Consider the following 15,443-nt stretch of genomic DNA (forward strand, 5'->3'; position numbering starts at 1 on the left):
CGTCGTCCCCGGGTGGTGTGCGGATCGGCCCTGCCCGGGGAATGATCGGTACCGACCCCAACTCTGGACTGGAGAGCGCCATGCCCCTCGGATTCCACCGCAAGCCGACCGGCCGGCCCGGTGAGTGGTTCTACTGCATCAAGCACGGCAAGGTCGAGGAGGGCCCGGAGTGCCCCGCCAAGGACCGCCTCGGCCCCTACGCCACCCCCGACGAGGCCGCCCACGCCCTCGAGACCGCGGACGAACGCAACCGCGAGTGGCAGAACGACCCCCGCTGGACCGACCAGCCGAAGGACGAGGGGGACGAGTAGCGCCATGACCGTGCGCCGCAGTGAGTGAGACCGCTCGGTCCGGTCACGCCGCGGCGGGTGCCTCCTGTTGGGCGCGTTCGTGGGCGGCGCGGACGGCTGCGGTGTGGGGGTCGGTGCGGTCGTCGTGGGCGAGGAGTCTGGGGAGGGCGGCGGCGACGGTGAGGACGGCGGCGACGCAGGCCAGCCCGCCGGTCCAGACGGCGGCGCGGACTCCGATCAGGCCGGCCATGGTGCCGGCCCGGACCTGGCCGAGCTGGGGGCCGACGGAGTAGCTGAGCAGCTCGACCCCGGCCATCCGGCCGCGGACCTCGTCCGGGATGGACTGGTTCCACATGGTGGAGCGGGCGATCCCGCTGACCTGGTCCGCGCCGCCGGCCAGGGCGAGGCCGAGCAGCACCACCCAGACGTTCCCGGCCAGCCCGGCCAGCGTCATGGCCGCGCCCCAGCCGACCGCGGCCACCACCAGCAGCCGGCCGTGCCGGTGGACCCGGGACGTCCAGCCGCTGGTCGCGCCGACCAGCAGGCCGCCGACCGCGGAGGCCGCGTACATCGGGCCGAGCGCCCAGTTCGCGCCCAACTCCGAGGCCAGGAACGGGAAGACGGCCACCGGGAAGGCGAACAGCATGGCGCAGGTGTCGATCGCGTAGGTGCCGAGCAGGTCCTTGCGGCTCCACGCGTACCGTACGCCGGTGAGCACCGCCCGTACGGACGGGCGCTCGGCGCCGGTGGGCGGCGGCACGGCCCTGATCCGGGCCAGCAGCAGCAGCGAGACGACGAAGGTCAGCACGTCCAGCGCGTACGCGGTCTGCACCCCGGAGAAGGCCACCACGACACCGGCCAGCGCCGGCCCGGCCACCGAAGCGACGTTGTGGTAGAGGGACTTGAGGGCGAAGGCGGCCGTCAGGTGCTGGTGCGCGACGATCCGCGGCAGCAGTGAGTCCAGGGCCGGGCGCTGGAGGCCGTCGCAGGCCGCGACCAGCGCGGCCACCAGGTAGAGCGGCCAGAGCACCGGGCGCGGCAGCAGGGCGTTGAGCAGCAGCAGCCCGGCGAGCAGGCCGAGCGCGGCCTCGGAGCGCAGCACCAGCTTGCGGCGGTCCAGGGCGTCGGCGAGGGCGCCGCCCCAGAGGCCGAAGACGATCAGGGGAACGAGTTCGACGGCGCCGATCAGGCCGACCGCGAAGGAGGAGTCGGTGAGCTCCTTGATCTGCATCGGCAGGGCGACGTACGTCAGGAAGCTGCCGAAGCTGGTGACGCAGCCGCTGGTCCACAGGTAGCGGAAGTCGCGGGAGGCGCGCCAGGGGGCAAGGTCGGGCGCCAGCGAGCGCAGCAGCGCGCGTGGTCGACCGGTATGCGCTGGTTCGTCGTCGTTCACGGAGCACCATCCTGGGACGGCTGCTCGACTCCCCGCAAAGGGTTTTTCACCAGCGGCTGAGCGAGGGCGCCGAGGCGAGCCGGCCGGCGAGCTCGGCCAGCCGGCCCAGGGCGGAGCGGCGGCCGACCGGCTGCCCTGCGGCGGCGCTGACCAGGTGCTGGGCGAGGTCGAAGGGCTCCTCGGCGGCGGTGCCGACGGTGAGGCGCTCGTGCGCGAGGCCGGCGAGATCCGCGAGGCCGGCGAGATCGGCGGGGTCGGTGGGGCCGGCGAGGTCACCGTCGGTCGAGGGGGCGACGGGGCCGGCGCCGTCCAGGGCGAGCACGGTCGCGCCGTGCCGGCGGGCGTCCTGCACCCGCTCCAGCAGCGGGGCACCCACCGCCGCCGGGGCCACCACCAGCACGGTGGCGCCGCGCCCGGCCTCGGTGAGCCGTCGCAGGTCGTGCGCCAGATGGGTCGGGGCGGTGGCGGGCGGGCGGTGCCGCAGCAGGGTGGGGGCCAGCCGGGGGACGGCCGACCAGGCGGCCTCGTCCTCCAGGTGGGCGGCCAGGTGCCAGGGCTCGTACGCCTCGGTGCCGACCAGCAGCAGCTCGCCCGCCCCGCGCCGTTCCACCGAGCGCCGCAGCGAACCGGCGAAGCCGCCGACCGCCTCCAGCCAGCCGGTGCCCGCGAGGCGCTCCCGGAGTGCCGAAACTCTCACAGCGTCCATGCGGGCCAGGATGTCGCGCACGGCCTTCGGTTTGGGAAGATCGGCCCATGACTTCCCTCGATTCAGCGACAAACCCGGCCCATGAGCTGCCGGACGTCTCGCAGTTGGTGGTCGGCGTCCTCGGCGGCACCGGCGACCAGGGGCGCGGACTGGCCCTGCGGCTGGCCAAGGCCGGCCAGCAGGTGATCATCGGCTCCCGCGACGGCGCCCGGGCCGAGGCCTCGGCCGCCGAGCTGGGCGTCGGCGTGCGCGGTGCCGACAACGCCACCGTCGCCCGGGAGAGCGACGTGGTGATCGTCGCGGTGCCGTGGGAGGGCCACGCCGCCACCCTGACCGCGCTGCGCGAGGAACTGGCCGGAAAGATCGTCGTCGACTGCGTCAACCCGCTCGGCTTCGACAAGCAGGGCGCGTACGCGCTGAAGCCGGAGGAGGGCAGCGCCGCCCAGCAGGCCGCCGCCCTGCTGCCGGACTCCCGGGTCACCGCCGCCTTCCACCACCTCTCGGCGGTGCTGCTCCAGGACGAGTCGGTGGAGCGGATCGACACCGACGTCATGGTGCTGGGCGACGACCGGGCCGCCACCGACGTGGTGCGGGCGCTGGCCGGCCTGATCCCCGGCATGCGCGGCATCTACTCCGGCCGGCTCCGCAACGCCCACCAGGTGGAGGCCCTGGTGGCCAACCTGATCTCGGTCAACCGCCGCTACAAGGCCCACGCGGGCCTGCGGATCACCGACGTGTGACCCGGGAGCGCCGCGCCGACCTCACCCCTGGAACCCCTCCGGAGGTGAGGTCGGCGACAATGGGGGGCGGCCGTCACCCGGCCGTCCGTACCCGGTCCTAGGAGCCCCGCGCCATGCCTCGCACGTCCCTCTTCGCCCTGCTCGTCGTCGTCCTCGCGCTGGCGGCCGCCGTGGTCTCGGTGGTCCAGGGCTTCTGGCTCGGGCTGATCTGGCTGCCGCTGGCCGGGGTGGCCAGCAACGTGCTGTGGATGAACCGGCGCCGGGCGAAGCTGGCGGAGGCGGCCGAGCAGGCCTAATTCCTGCCTAGTTCTTCCAGAAGCTGAACAGGTACCGGCCGACCGTCGCGTAGTCGGTGTCCACGCCGAACAGGCCCATCAGGTCGTGGACGATCCCGAAGAAGAACGAGTTCACCTCGGGCTGCCACAGCAGCGCGAACACCGCGAGCATGCCGTACGGCGCGAACGGCTCGACCGAGCGCCGGGTCTTGGCGGAGAGCCAGGGCTCGATGATCCCGTAGCCGTCCAGGCCGGGCACCGGCAGCAGGTTCAGCAGGGCCGCGCTGAGCTGGAGCAGGCCGAGGAAGCCGAGGGCGCAGGCGAACGGCGAGTAGGGCAGCTCGTAGCCGTACCAGGTGGCGTGCAGGTCAGAGCCGTCCAGCCAGCCGGCGCCGACCGGGACCAGCAGCGCCGCCGCGAACACCAGGTTCACCAGGGGCCCGGCCGCCGAGATCAGGCTGTGCTTGAGCCGGCCCTGGATCCGGTGGCGCTCGATCCACACCGAGCCCCCGGGCAGGCCGATGCCGCTCAGGATCATGAAGGCGATCGGCAGCACGAGGCTGAGCAGCACGTTGGTGTACTTCAGCGGGTTGAGCGTGAGGTACCCCTTGGCGCCGACGGTGATGTCACCGCCGTGCAGCGCGGTGCGCGCATGGGCGTACTCGTGCAGGCAGAGGGAGACCATCCAGCCCGACACCACGAACAGGAACACCCCGAACCGGGCGTTGCCGTAGCCCGAGTACACCGCCCAGGCGGAGGTGCCGAGGGTGGCGAGGAGCACCCAGAACACCGGGCTGATCCGGCGGTCCTCGCTGCGGGAGCGCGGCGTGGCGGCGAAGGTCATCTGTGGGTGCTCCGGGTGCAGAGGGAGGTGGCGGGTACGGGCTGGGGTCGATCATGCCGGGCGGGCCGGTGACCGGACAAGCCGCTCAGGGTGAACGTCCGAGGGGCGCCGCCCGGTTCCGTCGGGCGCGCGGGCGGGGTGCCCGCCGGAACAGCGGGCGCAGTGGCCGCCGGAACAATTGTGCGCCCGGACTCCGGGCGATCGACCAGAATGGACCGGTGCACTACGGCATCCTCGGCACCACCACGGCCCACCACGACGACGGCACGCCGGTCCCGCTCGGCGGTGCCCGGCTGCGGGCGCTGCTCACCGCGCTCGCCCTGCGGCAGGGCCGGCCCGTCCCGGCCGACCTGCTGGTGGACGAGGTGTGGGAGGCCGAGCCGCCGCAGGACTCCTCCGCCGCGCTGCAGACCCTGGTCGGCCGGTTGCGCCGCACCATCGGCCGGGAGCGTATCGGCTCCGGACCGGCCGGGTACTGGCTGACCGGCCCGGCCACCGACCTCGCCGACTTCCAGCGGCTGAGCACCGAGGGCCGCCGTGCCCTCGACACCGGCGACCACGCGCTGGCCGCCGAACGGCTGCGCGCCGCGCTGGCGCTGTGGCGCGGTCCCGCCCTGGCGGACCTGCCCGACCGGGCGGGCCCGGCCGCCCGGCTGGAGGCCCAGCGGGACGAGGTGCGCCGCCACCGGATCACCGCCGATCTCGGACTCGGCCGGGCCGCCGAACTGGTAGCCGAACTCGCCGAGTTGTGCGAACGACAGCCGCTGGACGAGCCCTTGCAGCTGCTGATGCTGCGGGCCCTGCACGAGAGCGGCCGCACCGCCGAGGCGCTGCGCCACTACGAGCGCACCAGGCGCGCCCTGGCGGACGAGCTCGGCACCGACCCCGGCCGCCAACTCCAGTTGTTCCACGCCGAGTTGCTCAAGTCCACGGAACCGGGACCGGGACCGGGACCGGAACCGGAACCCGGGCCGCAGCCGCAGCGCAAGCCCGAGCCACCGGCGCTCCCGGCCGCCCCCGCGCCCCAGCTCCCGCGCGCCGCGGGCAACCTGCGCGGCCGGCTGACCAGCTTCGTCGGCCGGGAGGGCGACCTCGCCGCCCTGCGCCGCCTCCTGACGGCGGATCGCCGACTGGTCACCCTGACCGGCCCGGGCGGCTCCGGCAAGACCCGGCTGTCGGTCGAGGCCGGCCGCGCCGAGCAGTCCGCCGGGCACTGGCCGGACGGCGTCTGGGTGGCCGAACTCGCCCCACTGGAGAGCCCGGAGGCCGTCCCCGCCGCGGTGGTCTCCGCCCTGGGCCTGCGCGAGATCGTGCTGCACAGCAGCAGCGTGGTCGCCGAGGTGATCGAGAAGCGCGCCGAGGATCCGGTGCGCCGACTGGTCGAGTACTGCGGCCACCGCCGGATGCTGCTCGTCCTGGACAACTGCGAGCACCTGATCCAGGCCGCCGCCGACCTCGTCGACACCCTGCTCGCCGAGTGCCCCGGACTGACCGTGCTCGCCACCAGCCGCGAACCGCTCGGCGTGCCCGGCGAGACGGTGTTGCCGGTCGAGCCGCTGCCCGACCCGGTGGCCCTGCGGCTGTTCACCGAGCGCGCCGCCGCCGCCCGTCCCGGCTTCGACCCGCGGAGCGACCCGCAGGCCTGTACCGAGATCTGCCGCCGCCTGGACGGCCTGCCGCTGGCCATCGAACTGGCCGCCGCCCGGCTGCGGGTGATGACGGCCCGCCAGATCGCCGACCGCCTGGACGGCCGGTTCGCGCTGCTCACCGCCGGCAGCCGCACCCTGCTGCCGCGCCAGCAGACCCTGCGCGCGGTGGTCGACTGGAGCTGGGACCTGCTGGGCAAGCGGGAGCGGGCGGTGCTGCGCCGGCTCTCGGTGTTCGCGGGCGGCTGGCAGCTGGAGGACGCCGAGGCGGTCTGCGCCGACGGCACCGAGGTGGTCGGCCGGGAGGTCGCCGACCTGCTGCTCTCCCTGGTCGACAAGTCCCTGCTGGTGGCCGACCTGGCCGACGACGGCGGCCAGCCGCGCTACCGGATGCTGGAGACCATCCACGAGTACGCCACCGAGCGCCTCGCCGAGTCCGCCGCCGAGCGCGACGCCACCGGGGCCCGCCACCTGGCGCACTTCCGCGCGTTGGTCGCCACCGCCGACCTGAACATCCACGGCCCGCAGCAACTGCACTGGCTGGCCGTGCTGGAGCGGGAGCAGGACAACATCCGGGCCGCGCTGCGCCGCGCGATCGACCTCGCCGACGAGGAACAGGCGCTGGTCCTCGGCCTCGGGATGGGCTGGTACTGGTCGCTGCGCGGCTACAGCATGGAGGCCCGCGGCTGGTACAGCGCGATCGCCGGGCTCGGCCCGGACCCGTTCCGCCCGGACGCCCCGCCGCCGGTGCCGCTGGAGCGCAACGTGCTGGCGTACGGCGTGCCGATGCCCGAGGGGGTGGTCGAGGAGGCCCGCCGGCTGCTCGCGGTATTCGGGCTGATCGGGCTGTTCGAGGGGAACCTGGACGTGCTCGGCAACCCTGAGGCGGTCGAGACCGCCGGGCGGCTGCTGGACGTCTACACCGGGGACCTGCCGCAGTCCTACCGGTTCCCGGCGCTGATGCGGGTGTTCAGCGCCTTCCTGGCCGGCCGCCTGGAGCTGATGAAGGACCTGATGGACGATGCCGTCCGCGGCTGCGAGCGGTACGGCGACGCGAACGACCTGGCGTTCGCCCTGCAGGTCCGGGCCAGGATGCTGAACGACTGGCCGGAGGGCGAGGAGCAGAGCCTGCGGGACGGCCGGCGCTCCCTGGAGCTGTTCGAGCAAGCCGGCGACCTCTGGGGGGCGTCCCAGGCGCTGTCGGCCTGGGGCGAGTCGCTGGCCAACCGGGGCGACACCGAGGGCGCCGCCGCCGCGTACGAGCGGGCGATCGGACTGGCCGAGGAACTGGGCGCGCCGCACGAGGTGCCGATGCTGAAGGTGAACCTGGGCAGCGTCCTGCTGGAGCGGGACATGGAACGCGGTGAGCGGATCGTCCGGGAGGCGCTGGCGGGCATCGACTCCCCGGCGCTGAACCAGTCCACCACCGGCGCCGTGCTGATCGGCTACCTGACGCTCGCCGGCCTCCAGGCCCACCGTGGCGAGTACCAGGAGGCCCTGGCCGCGCTGGACGAGCTCGACCTGATCACCGATGGCGGGTTCGTACCGGGCATCGTGAGCGGGCTGCTGCTCAGCACCCGCGGCTGGGTGACGGCCCGGTCCGGTGAGCCCGAGCTGGGCCTCGCCCAGATGCGGGAGGGCCGACGCCGGCTGCTGGAGATGACGGCCGCGAGCGGTTTCGCCGAGCAGATGACGGTCATGGTGGTGCCCGCCGCGGTCGGGGTGCTGCGCGCCTTCGCGGAGCGGTACGGCGACCTGGAGCGCGCCCGGCAGGCGGTGGTGCTGCTCGGGGCGCACAAGGGGCTGAACGGCCCGAAGGGCGGCTACCTGGAACGGGTGGAGCGCGAGCGGTCGGCCGCCGCGCTGCGGGAGCTGCTGGGGGAGGAGGCCTTCGAGGCGGCCCACGCGGTGGGCGCGGAGATGACCCAGGAGCAGACCCAGGCGGCGCTGTCGGAGTTGCTCGACTGACTACCGGGTACGGCTGCGCCCGCCGGTACGCCCGCGCCCGCGAGCAGGGCTGTTCCCGCCGGTACGGCCGCGCCCGCGCTACGGCTGCGGGCCGGTCGGCCGGTGCCCGTCCCCTGGTCACCGCCCGACCGGCCCGCCCACCGGCCGACGTCCTGTCCCTGGCCGTCGGCCCCCCACCCCGGCTCGCTCAGGTCCGCTTGCGGAAGCGGGCCACCGCGAGCGGGGCGAAGATCGCGGTCGAGACGGCGGACCAGATCAGCACGACCATCACCGGATGGGCCACCGCGCCCTCGCCGTTGAGCAGCGCGCGGGAGGCGTCGGCCAGCTGGGACAGCGGGTTCACCTCGGTGAAGGTCTGCAGCCAGCCGGGCATGGTGTCGGTCGGCGCGAAGATCGAGCTGCCGAACTGCATCGGCATCAGGACCAGCATGGAGACGCCCTGGACCGCCTGGGGGCTGCGCAGCGCCATGCCCAGCAGCATCGAGATCCAGACGATCGACATGCCGAACACCAGTGACAGGCCGACCGTGGCCAGCACTTCCAGTACGCCGGTCTTCACCTCGAAGCCGAGGACGAACGCGAAGCCCAGCAGGATCGCGGAGGAGAGCAGCGCCCGCAGGGACTCCGCCGCGAGCTTGGACAGCAGCACGGAGGCGCGTCCGATCGGCAGGGTGCGGAAACGGTCCATCACCCCGGTCTGGAAGTCGCTGTTCAGGCCGGTGCCGACGGCCAGCGCCAGCGTCATGCCGGTCTGTCCGAGCAGGCCGGGGATCAGCCGCTGGATGTAACTGTCCTGGCCGCCCGCGATCGCGCCGCCGAAGACGTAGACGAACAGCAGGGTGAAGACGATCGGCATCAGCACGGCGTCGAACATCGACTCCGGGTCGGCCTTGATCCGCATCAGGTTGCGGCGGGTCAGCGCGCCGATGTGGCGCAGGGTTCCGGCCGCGCCGATCCGGGTGTCGTCGGCCCCGGTGCCGGCCCGGGCGGGGGTGAGCGTGGCGGTGGTCATGCGACGGGCTCCTTGACGAGGGCGGCGGCGGGCGCGGTGGCCGGGCCGGCGGTGGGCTTGCCGGTGATGGCGAGGAAGACCTCGTCCAGGCTGGGCACCTTGGTGTCGATGCCGGCGATGGCGAAGCCGCGTCCGCCGAGCACCCCGATCACGGCGGTGAGCTGCTCCTCGCCGGCGAGCGGCACCGCGAGCAGGCCGTCGTCGGGGGAGACGGTGGCGGAGGTGATCCCGCTCTCGTGCAGGCAGCGGGCCATCTCCGGCAGTTCGGCCGGGTGGGCCGGGCGGACCTGGAGGATCTGGCCGCCGACCCTGGCCTTGAGCTCGGCGACGCCGCCGTTGGCGATGACCTTGCCCCGGTCGATGACGGTCAGCTCGTCGGCGAGCTGCTCGGCCTCCTCCATGTACTGGGTGGTCAGCAGCACGGTGCTGCCCTCGGAGACCATCCGCTGCACCTCGTCCCAGACCTCGTTGCGGGTGCGCGGGTCCAGGCCGGTGGTGGGCTCGTCCAGGTAGAGCACCCGGGGGCGGCCCATCATGCTGGCGGCCAGGTCGAGGCGGCGGCGCATGCCGCCGGAGTAGGTCTTGGCGGTCCGCTTGGCGGCCTCGGTGAGCGAGAAGCGCTCCAGCAGCTCGGCGGCGCGGGCCTTGGAGTCGCGGCTGGAGAGGTCGAGCAGCCGGCCGATCAGGTAGAGGTTCTCGTAGCCGGACAGCAGCTCGTCCACGGACGCGTACTGGCCGGTCAGGCCGATGGTGCGGCGCAGCTGCTTGGGCTGGCGCACGACGTCGTAGCCGCCGACGAACGCGCTGCCGGCGTCCGGCTTGATCAGCGTGGAGAGGACGCGGACCAGCGTGGTCTTGCCGGCGCCGTTGGGGCCGAGCAGGGCGAGGACGGTTCCTTCGCGGACGGTGAGGTCGACGCCGTCGAGGGCCTTGGTCGAGCCGAAGTGCTTGACGATGCCGTGCACCTCGACGGCGTTCCCGGCTGTTCCCCGCGTGTTCGGGGCGGTGGCGATTCCTGTCATGCCTCCAGGTTGTCCGCCCCGCCTGTCACCCCCCTGTCGCGCGCCCGCCACCGCTGTCAGGCCGCTGTCACCGACCGTCCGGGCATGACAGCGGCCCCGCTCCGACCAGGGAGCGGGGCCGTTGTTCGCGCACTCGCCGCCGGGTGTTGACCCGGCGCGGGGTCCGTCAGTGGAAGCTGTGCTCCTCGGCCGGGAAGGCGCCGGTGCGGACGTCGGCGGCGAACTCGCGGGCGGCTTCGCCGAGGACGCCGCGCAGGTCGGCGTACTTCTTGACGAACTTGGGCACCCGGCCCGCCGTCATGCCGGCCATGTCGGTCCAGACCAGCACCTGGGCGTCGGTCTCCGGGCCGCCGCCGATGCCGACGGTCGGGATCGCCAGCTGCTTGGTGACCTGGGCGGCCAGCTCGGCCGGGACGGCCTCCAGCACCACCGAGAAGGCGCCGGCCTGCTGCACGGCCTTGGCGTCGCGCAGCAGCTGGTGGGCCGCCTCGTCGCCGCGGCCCTGGACCGGGTAGCCGCCGAAGGCGTGCACCGACTGCGGGGTGAGGCCGATGTGGGCCATCACCGGGATGCCGGCCTCGACCAGCAGCTCGATCGAACGGGCGCTGCGCTCCCCGCCCTCCAGCTTGACCGCGCCGACCCCGGCCTCCTTCATCAGCCGGGCCGCGTTGTGCATGGCCTGCGCGGGCGACTCCTGGTAGGAGCCGAAGGGCAGGTCGGCGACGATCATGGCGCGCTGGGTGCCGCGGACGACGGCGGCGGAGAGCATCACCATCTGATCCATGGTCACCGGCACGGTGGTCTCGTAGCCGAGGTGGCAGTTGCCGGCCGAGTCGCCGACCAGCAGGACGGGGATCCCGGCCTCGTCGAACACCCCTGCGGTGAGGGCGTCGTAGGCGGTGAGCATGGCCCACTTCTCACCGCGCTGCTTGGCGGCGGCGAGGTCGCGGACGGTGACGCGGCGGTTGGTGACCCCGCCGTAGAGGGTGGCGTTCGCCGGCTGGTTCTGGGCAGGCGAAGGCGAAGAAGCGTTCATCGAACGGACTCCTGAAGGGTTGTCGTCTCGTGGCGCCGTACGGCGTCCCCGGATCACCTCCATGCTTGCACGCCCCGGCGTGAGCGCAAAGAGGGGTGCCGTCGGCGCAGTGCGATCCACGCCACACCGGCCCCTGTGCGCCACCGGGGCTTTGCCGCTTTTTTATGAAACGGACTCGTCTCGTATCGTATTGCGCGCTACTCTGTTCCGGGGGGTTACGAGACGTCCGCGACTCGCAAATGCCCGCCAGTGCCACGCCAACACGGACGGGAAGACCAATGACCACCGCAGCCGCGCCACGCCGTGTGCCGGAAGCCATCCACCGCCGACGCTGGGCGATCCTGTGCACCCTGGTGCTCGCCCTGCTCGTCGTCGTGCTCGACAACTCGATCCTCAACGTCGCGATGAAGACCATCGCGACCCCCGCCCCGGTCGGACTGGGCGCCACCCAGAGCGACCTGGAGTGGTCGATCAACTCCTACACCCTGGTGTTCGCCGGGCTGCTCTTCACCTCGGGCCTGCTCGGCGACCGCTTCGGCCGTAAGCTCGCCCTGCTGACCGGCATGGTGGTCTTCGGCGTAGCCTCGCTGCTGTCCTCGATGTCCGGCTCGCCCGGTGAACTCATCGGTTACCGCGGGCTGATGGGCGTCGGCGCCGCGCTCGCGATGCCCGCCACCCTGGCGATCATCATGAACGTCTTCGAGCGCGAGGAGCAGCCCAAGGCGATCGGCATCTGGGCCGGCGCGGTCGGCCTGGCCATCGCCATCGGCCCGATCACCGGCGGCGTGCTGATCGAGCACTTCTGGTGGGGCTCGGTCTTCCTGATCAACGTCCCGATCGTGATCGTCGCGGTGATCGCGATGGCGATCCTGGTGCCCGAGTCCAAGGACCCCGACCCGGGCGCACTCGACCCGGTCGGCGTGCTGCTGTCGATCGTCGGCCTGGTCGCGCTGATCTACGGCATCATCAAGGGCGGCGAGCTGGCCGACTTCACCGCGTTCGCGGCCTGGGGGCCGACCCTGCTCGGCGTGGTCGCGCTGGCCGCGTTCGTCCTCTACGAGCGCCGCATCCCGTTCCCCGCCCTGGACGTCACCTGGTTCCGCAACAAGGTGTTCAGCGCCTCGGTGGTCGTGGTCGGCGTGATCTTCTTCGCGCTGATGGGCGTCTCCTTCTTCGGCGTCTTCTACATCCAGAGCGTGCGCGGCTACAGCGCGCTCCAGGCCGGTCTGCTGATGCTGCCGCTGGCCGTCGCCCAGCTGCTGTTCGCCCCGCGGGCCCGGCTGGTGGTCGAGCGCCTCGGCGTCGCCGCCACCGCCGCCGGCGGCATGGTCCTGGTCGCGCTCGGCTTCGTCGGCTACACCGTGCTGACCGCGACCACGCCGATCTGGGTGCTGATCGTGCTCGGCCTGGTGATGGGTACGGGCATGGCGCACGTCATGCCGCCGGTCACCGTCGCGATCATGGGCTCGCTGCCCCGCGAGAAGGCGGGCGCAGGCTCGGCCGTCAACAACACCTTCCGCCAGGTCGGCGGCTCGCTCGGGGTCGCGGTGCTCGGCGCGGTGCTCTCCACCGTCTACCGCGACGGGATGTCCGACACCCTCACCCACCTGCCCGAGGGGCTGCGCGACAAGGCGGGCGAGTCGCTTGAGGCCACCCTGGCCATCGCCGACCGGCTCCCGAACGGCGCGGGCAAGGCGCTGATCGCCCCGGCGAACGACGCCTTCATCCACGCCATGCACGTGGTGGCCGCGCTCTCGGTCGGCATCTCGCTGGTCGGCGCGCTGGTCGCCTGGTTCCTGCTGCCGCGCCGCGCCGCGGCTCCGGCCGCCGGCCCGGGCGGCCCCGGTGCCCCCGAGCAGCAGGACCGGGCCCGGGAGGCCGCGGCCGCGGAGGCCTGACCCGCACAGAGGTCCGACCCGCACGAGGTCTGACCCGCGCGGAGCCCCGACCCGCGGATCGACCGACCTGCGAGTCGACTGAGCGACAATGGCCCTGCCGACCGGTGCATCCGGTCGGCAGGGCCTCGGCCCGGGGTGGGGGCGACCCCGCCCGTGGACCCGATCGACCGACACACCACGGCGCCCGCGGGCCCGGGACCCAGCGAGGGAGAGACAGCCGGGATGAGGACGGACACGCCGAGCGCCGACACCGGGCAGCCCTGCGCGGCGGTACGCCGCGGCCGGCCCCGCAGCGAGGCCGCCGAGCAGGCCATCTTCACCGCCGTCGAGGACCTCATGGCGGACGGCAACACGCTGTCCGAACTCACCATCGAGGGCATCGCCACCGCCGCCGGCGTCGGCAAGGCCACCATCTACCGGCGCTGGCCCAACAAGGAGGCCCTGCTGGTCGACGTCGTCAGCCGGCTGGAGGAGCCGATCCCGGCCCCCACCGGCGGTGGCGCCCGCGAGGACCTGATCGCGATGGTCGACTACATCCGCCGCCGCGGCCTCGCCAAGCGCACCCGCTGGGTGCTCAAGGCGGCGCTCGGGCAGATGCAGACCCTGCCCGAGCTCTACACCGCCTACCGGGAGCGGGTGATCAGGCCGCGCCGCGAGGTCGGGCTGCACCTGATCCGGCGAGCCGTCGCCGAGGGCGTGATCCGCGACGACCTCGACGTGGAACTGCTCGGCGACCTGCTGATGGGGCCGATCCTCTACCGCAGCATCCTGTCGGAGGACTCCGACCTGGAGGACCCGGAGCTGTCCCGCAAACTGGTCGACTCCGTCCTCGACGGCGTCGCCCCCCGCTAGAAACGGGTCCTCCGAACCCCCGTCGCGCGTCGGAGCGCATGCTTCGTGCCCGACGTGGCCTGGCTCACCAAACCGGGCCACGCCGGAACCCGGTCCCGTAAGCGCGCGTCTGTCCCGGCATAGGCTGAGCCGGGTATCCGATCAAACCGGCACCAGTCCGGCGCCGCGCCCGTACCCACGGACCGGCAGCCGGACCGGCGACGGCACGAGCGACGGGAGCCACGCATGGCGCAGGCGGACAGCACCGAGCGGACCACCGTCCCCGAGGACGCGGGCACGCCCGCCGACCGGACCGGTGGCTTCCTCGGCCTGCGGCACTGGGGCCCGGACGCCCGGGGCGGCAACACCTGGCGGCGCGGACTGGTGATCGCCCTGCTGGCCCTGCTCACCGCGGTGCTGCTGGCCTTCCACGCCGAGATGCCGAACAGCGTCGGCAACCTCGGCAGCCTGCTGGAGACCTTCCTGCCCTGGGTCGGCCTGGCCGTCCCGGTGCTGCTGGTGCCCGCGCTGCTGCGCCGCTCCGCCACCGCGCTGCTCGCCCTGCTGGTGCCCGCCGTGCTGTGGGCCAACCTGTTCGGCGGGCTGGTGTCCGACAAGAGCGGCGGCACCGGCGACTGGACGGTGGTCACCCACAACGTCGAGGCCGGGAACACCGACGTGCCGGGCACCATCCGCGGCCTGGTCGCCTCGGACGCCCAGATCGTCGCGCTCCAGGAACTGGCCGGCAACCAGCTGCGGTCGTACGAGACCGGGCTCGCCGGGGCGTACCCGCACCACACGGTGGAGGGGACGGTCGGACTCTGGTCGAAGTACCCGATCGGCGAGGTCTCCCCGGTGGACCTGAAGATCGGTTGGACCAGGGCCTTCCGGGCCCGGGTCACCACCCCCCAGGGCCCGGTCGCGGTGTACGTCGCGCACCTGCCGTCCGTCCGGCTCAAGGCCGAGAGCGGCTTCACCGCCCACCAGCGGGACGTCAGCGCCCAGGCGCTCGGCGACGCGATCCAGGCCGAGCCGGTGAAGAAGGTCCTGCTGCTCGGCGACCTCAACGGCACCATGAACGACCGCAGCCTGGCACCGGTCACCTCGCAGATGCGCTCGGCCCAGGGCGCGGCCGGGGACGGCTTCGGCTTCAGCTGGCCCGCGGCGTTCCCGATGGCGCGGATCGACCAGATCATGAGCAAGGGCGGGCTGAAGCCGGTGGACTCCCGCACCCTGCCCCGGGACGGCAGCGACCACCTCGCGGTGGCCGCCACCTACCGGTACCAGTGAGGCTCGGGGCCGGTCCGGCGGGAACCCTCGGACACGCCCGACCCTCCTGCGGCGGATCGTCAGCGTGACGGACACCCGCAGCTCCGACGGCGCCGTGGTCATGCTCCAGCGGTTCCGAGGGTGCCGGGCTGTCCTTCGCCGTGCCCGGCGCCCCTCCCGTACCGCTCGAACCGCGCTTCAGGACCGGTCGCCATGCTCGGCGGATGTGCGAACCGAACGAACGGCTCCTCGATCTGCTGGCCGTGCTCCTGCGCGGACTGGCGGCGCTGGGGCAGATGGCCGGCTACGTGGCCCCGCCGCCGCAGCCCGGGCCGGTCCGGCGGCCCGGCGAGCCGGGCGGCCCTGCCGGGGGCGGGCCACCGTCGGGGCACCCGGAGCGGCTGCGCCCCGACGTTCCGCTCAGCCCGGTCGAGCGGCGGCTGAGTCGGCGGCTGCGCCGGGTCTCCGGGTGGACGGAGCCGCCGTGAGGGGCACGCCCCCCGGAGGTCGTGG

The 15,443-nt window shown here is 73.5% G+C and carries 14 protein-coding genes; 8 read left to right on the forward strand and 6 right to left on the reverse strand.

The window, feature by feature from the left end; all coding sequences use genetic code 11:
* The first annotated feature begins 80 nt into the window (after positions 1-80).
* A complete protein-coding gene (locus HS99_RS34295) occupies positions 81-311 on the forward strand; it encodes a hypothetical protein (RefSeq protein ID WP_030282538.1) in 231 nt (76 codons plus the stop codon).
* Positions 312-354: 43 nt separating this feature from the next.
* Here HS99_RS34295 and HS99_RS34300 read toward each other — a convergent pair whose 3' ends face one another.
* Complete coding sequence (locus HS99_RS34300; RefSeq protein ID WP_046386432.1) at positions 355-1,683, reverse strand: MFS transporter; 1,329 nt, start codon at positions 1,681-1,683, stop codon at positions 355-357.
* A gap of 46 nt (positions 1,684-1,729) precedes the next feature.
* Positions 1,730-2,389, reverse strand: a complete 660-nt coding sequence (locus HS99_RS34305; RefSeq protein ID WP_030549926.1) for a hypothetical protein — start codon at positions 2,387-2,389, stop codon at positions 1,730-1,732.
* Between the two features lie 47 nt (positions 2,390-2,436).
* Here HS99_RS34305 and npdG point away from each other — a divergent pair, with 47 nt between their 5' ends.
* Positions 2,437-3,129, forward strand: a complete 693-nt coding sequence (npdG, locus tag HS99_RS34310; protein ID WP_030282546.1) for an NADPH-dependent F420 reductase — start codon at positions 2,437-2,439, stop codon at positions 3,127-3,129.
* A 113-nt stretch (positions 3,130-3,242) separates the two neighbouring features.
* Positions 3,243-3,425 carry a hypothetical protein gene (locus HS99_RS34315; RefSeq protein WP_030282548.1) on the forward strand — a complete coding sequence of 61 codons (183 nt, stop codon included), beginning with the start codon at positions 3,243-3,245 and terminating at the stop codon, positions 3,423-3,425.
* Between the two features lie 7 nt (positions 3,426-3,432).
* On the opposite strand, the gene HS99_RS34320 is transcribed toward HS99_RS34315, so the two are convergent.
* Complete coding sequence (locus HS99_RS34320; RefSeq protein ID WP_030282551.1) at positions 3,433-4,248, reverse strand: site-2 protease family protein; 816 nt, start codon at positions 4,246-4,248, stop codon at positions 3,433-3,435.
* Positions 4,249-4,466: 218 nt separating this feature from the next.
* Here HS99_RS34320 and HS99_RS34325 point away from each other — a divergent pair, with 218 nt between their 5' ends.
* Positions 4,467-7,862, forward strand: a complete 3,396-nt coding sequence (locus tag HS99_RS34325; protein ID WP_030549928.1) for an AfsR/SARP family transcriptional regulator — start codon at positions 4,467-4,469, stop codon at positions 7,860-7,862.
* Between the two features lie 187 nt (positions 7,863-8,049).
* Here HS99_RS34325 and HS99_RS34330 read toward each other — a convergent pair whose 3' ends face one another.
* The 3 genes from HS99_RS34330 to panB all read right to left on the reverse strand — a co-directional run bounded on the left by HS99_RS34330 (position 8,050) and on the right by panB (position 10,932).
* Positions 8,050-8,874, reverse strand: a complete 825-nt coding sequence (locus HS99_RS34330; RefSeq protein WP_030282557.1) for an ABC transporter permease — start codon at positions 8,872-8,874, stop codon at positions 8,050-8,052.
* Positions 8,871-9,896: an ATP-binding cassette domain-containing protein gene (locus HS99_RS34335; RefSeq protein ID WP_046385708.1), complete on the reverse strand. Its 1,026-nt coding sequence runs from the start codon at positions 9,894-9,896 to the stop codon at positions 8,871-8,873. The genes HS99_RS34330 and HS99_RS34335 overlap by 4 nt, the downstream gene beginning before the upstream one ends.
* Before the next feature lie 166 nt (positions 9,897-10,062).
* Entirely contained in the window at positions 10,063-10,932 is an 870-nt protein-coding gene (panB, locus tag HS99_RS34340; RefSeq protein WP_030282559.1) for a 3-methyl-2-oxobutanoate hydroxymethyltransferase, read from the reverse strand.
* A gap of 278 nt (positions 10,933-11,210) precedes the next feature.
* Between panB and HS99_RS34345 the strand changes: the two genes are divergently transcribed.
* From HS99_RS34345 to HS99_RS34360, 4 genes are all read left to right on the forward strand, one after another.
* Entirely contained in the window at positions 11,211-12,830 is a 1,620-nt protein-coding gene (locus HS99_RS34345) for a DHA2 family efflux MFS transporter permease subunit (RefSeq protein ID WP_030282560.1), read from the forward strand.
* Positions 12,831-13,052: 222 nt separating this feature from the next.
* Complete coding sequence (locus HS99_RS34350) at positions 13,053-13,682, forward strand: TetR/AcrR family transcriptional regulator (protein ID WP_037829089.1); 630 nt, start codon at positions 13,053-13,055, stop codon at positions 13,680-13,682.
* Positions 13,683-13,907: 225 nt separating this feature from the next.
* Positions 13,908-14,951: an endonuclease/exonuclease/phosphatase family protein gene (locus HS99_RS34355; protein WP_030549933.1), complete on the forward strand. Its 1,044-nt coding sequence runs from the start codon at positions 13,908-13,910 to the stop codon at positions 14,949-14,951.
* Between the two features lie 203 nt (positions 14,952-15,154).
* Complete coding sequence (locus HS99_RS34360; protein ID WP_051746784.1) at positions 15,155-15,418, forward strand: DUF6059 family protein; 264 nt, start codon at positions 15,155-15,157, stop codon at positions 15,416-15,418.
* Positions 15,419-15,443: the final 25 nt, after the last annotated feature.

Source organism: Kitasatospora aureofaciens, from assembly GCF_001188955.3.
Classification (GTDB): Bacteria; Actinomycetota; Actinomycetes; order Streptomycetales; family Streptomycetaceae; genus Kitasatospora; species Kitasatospora aureofaciens.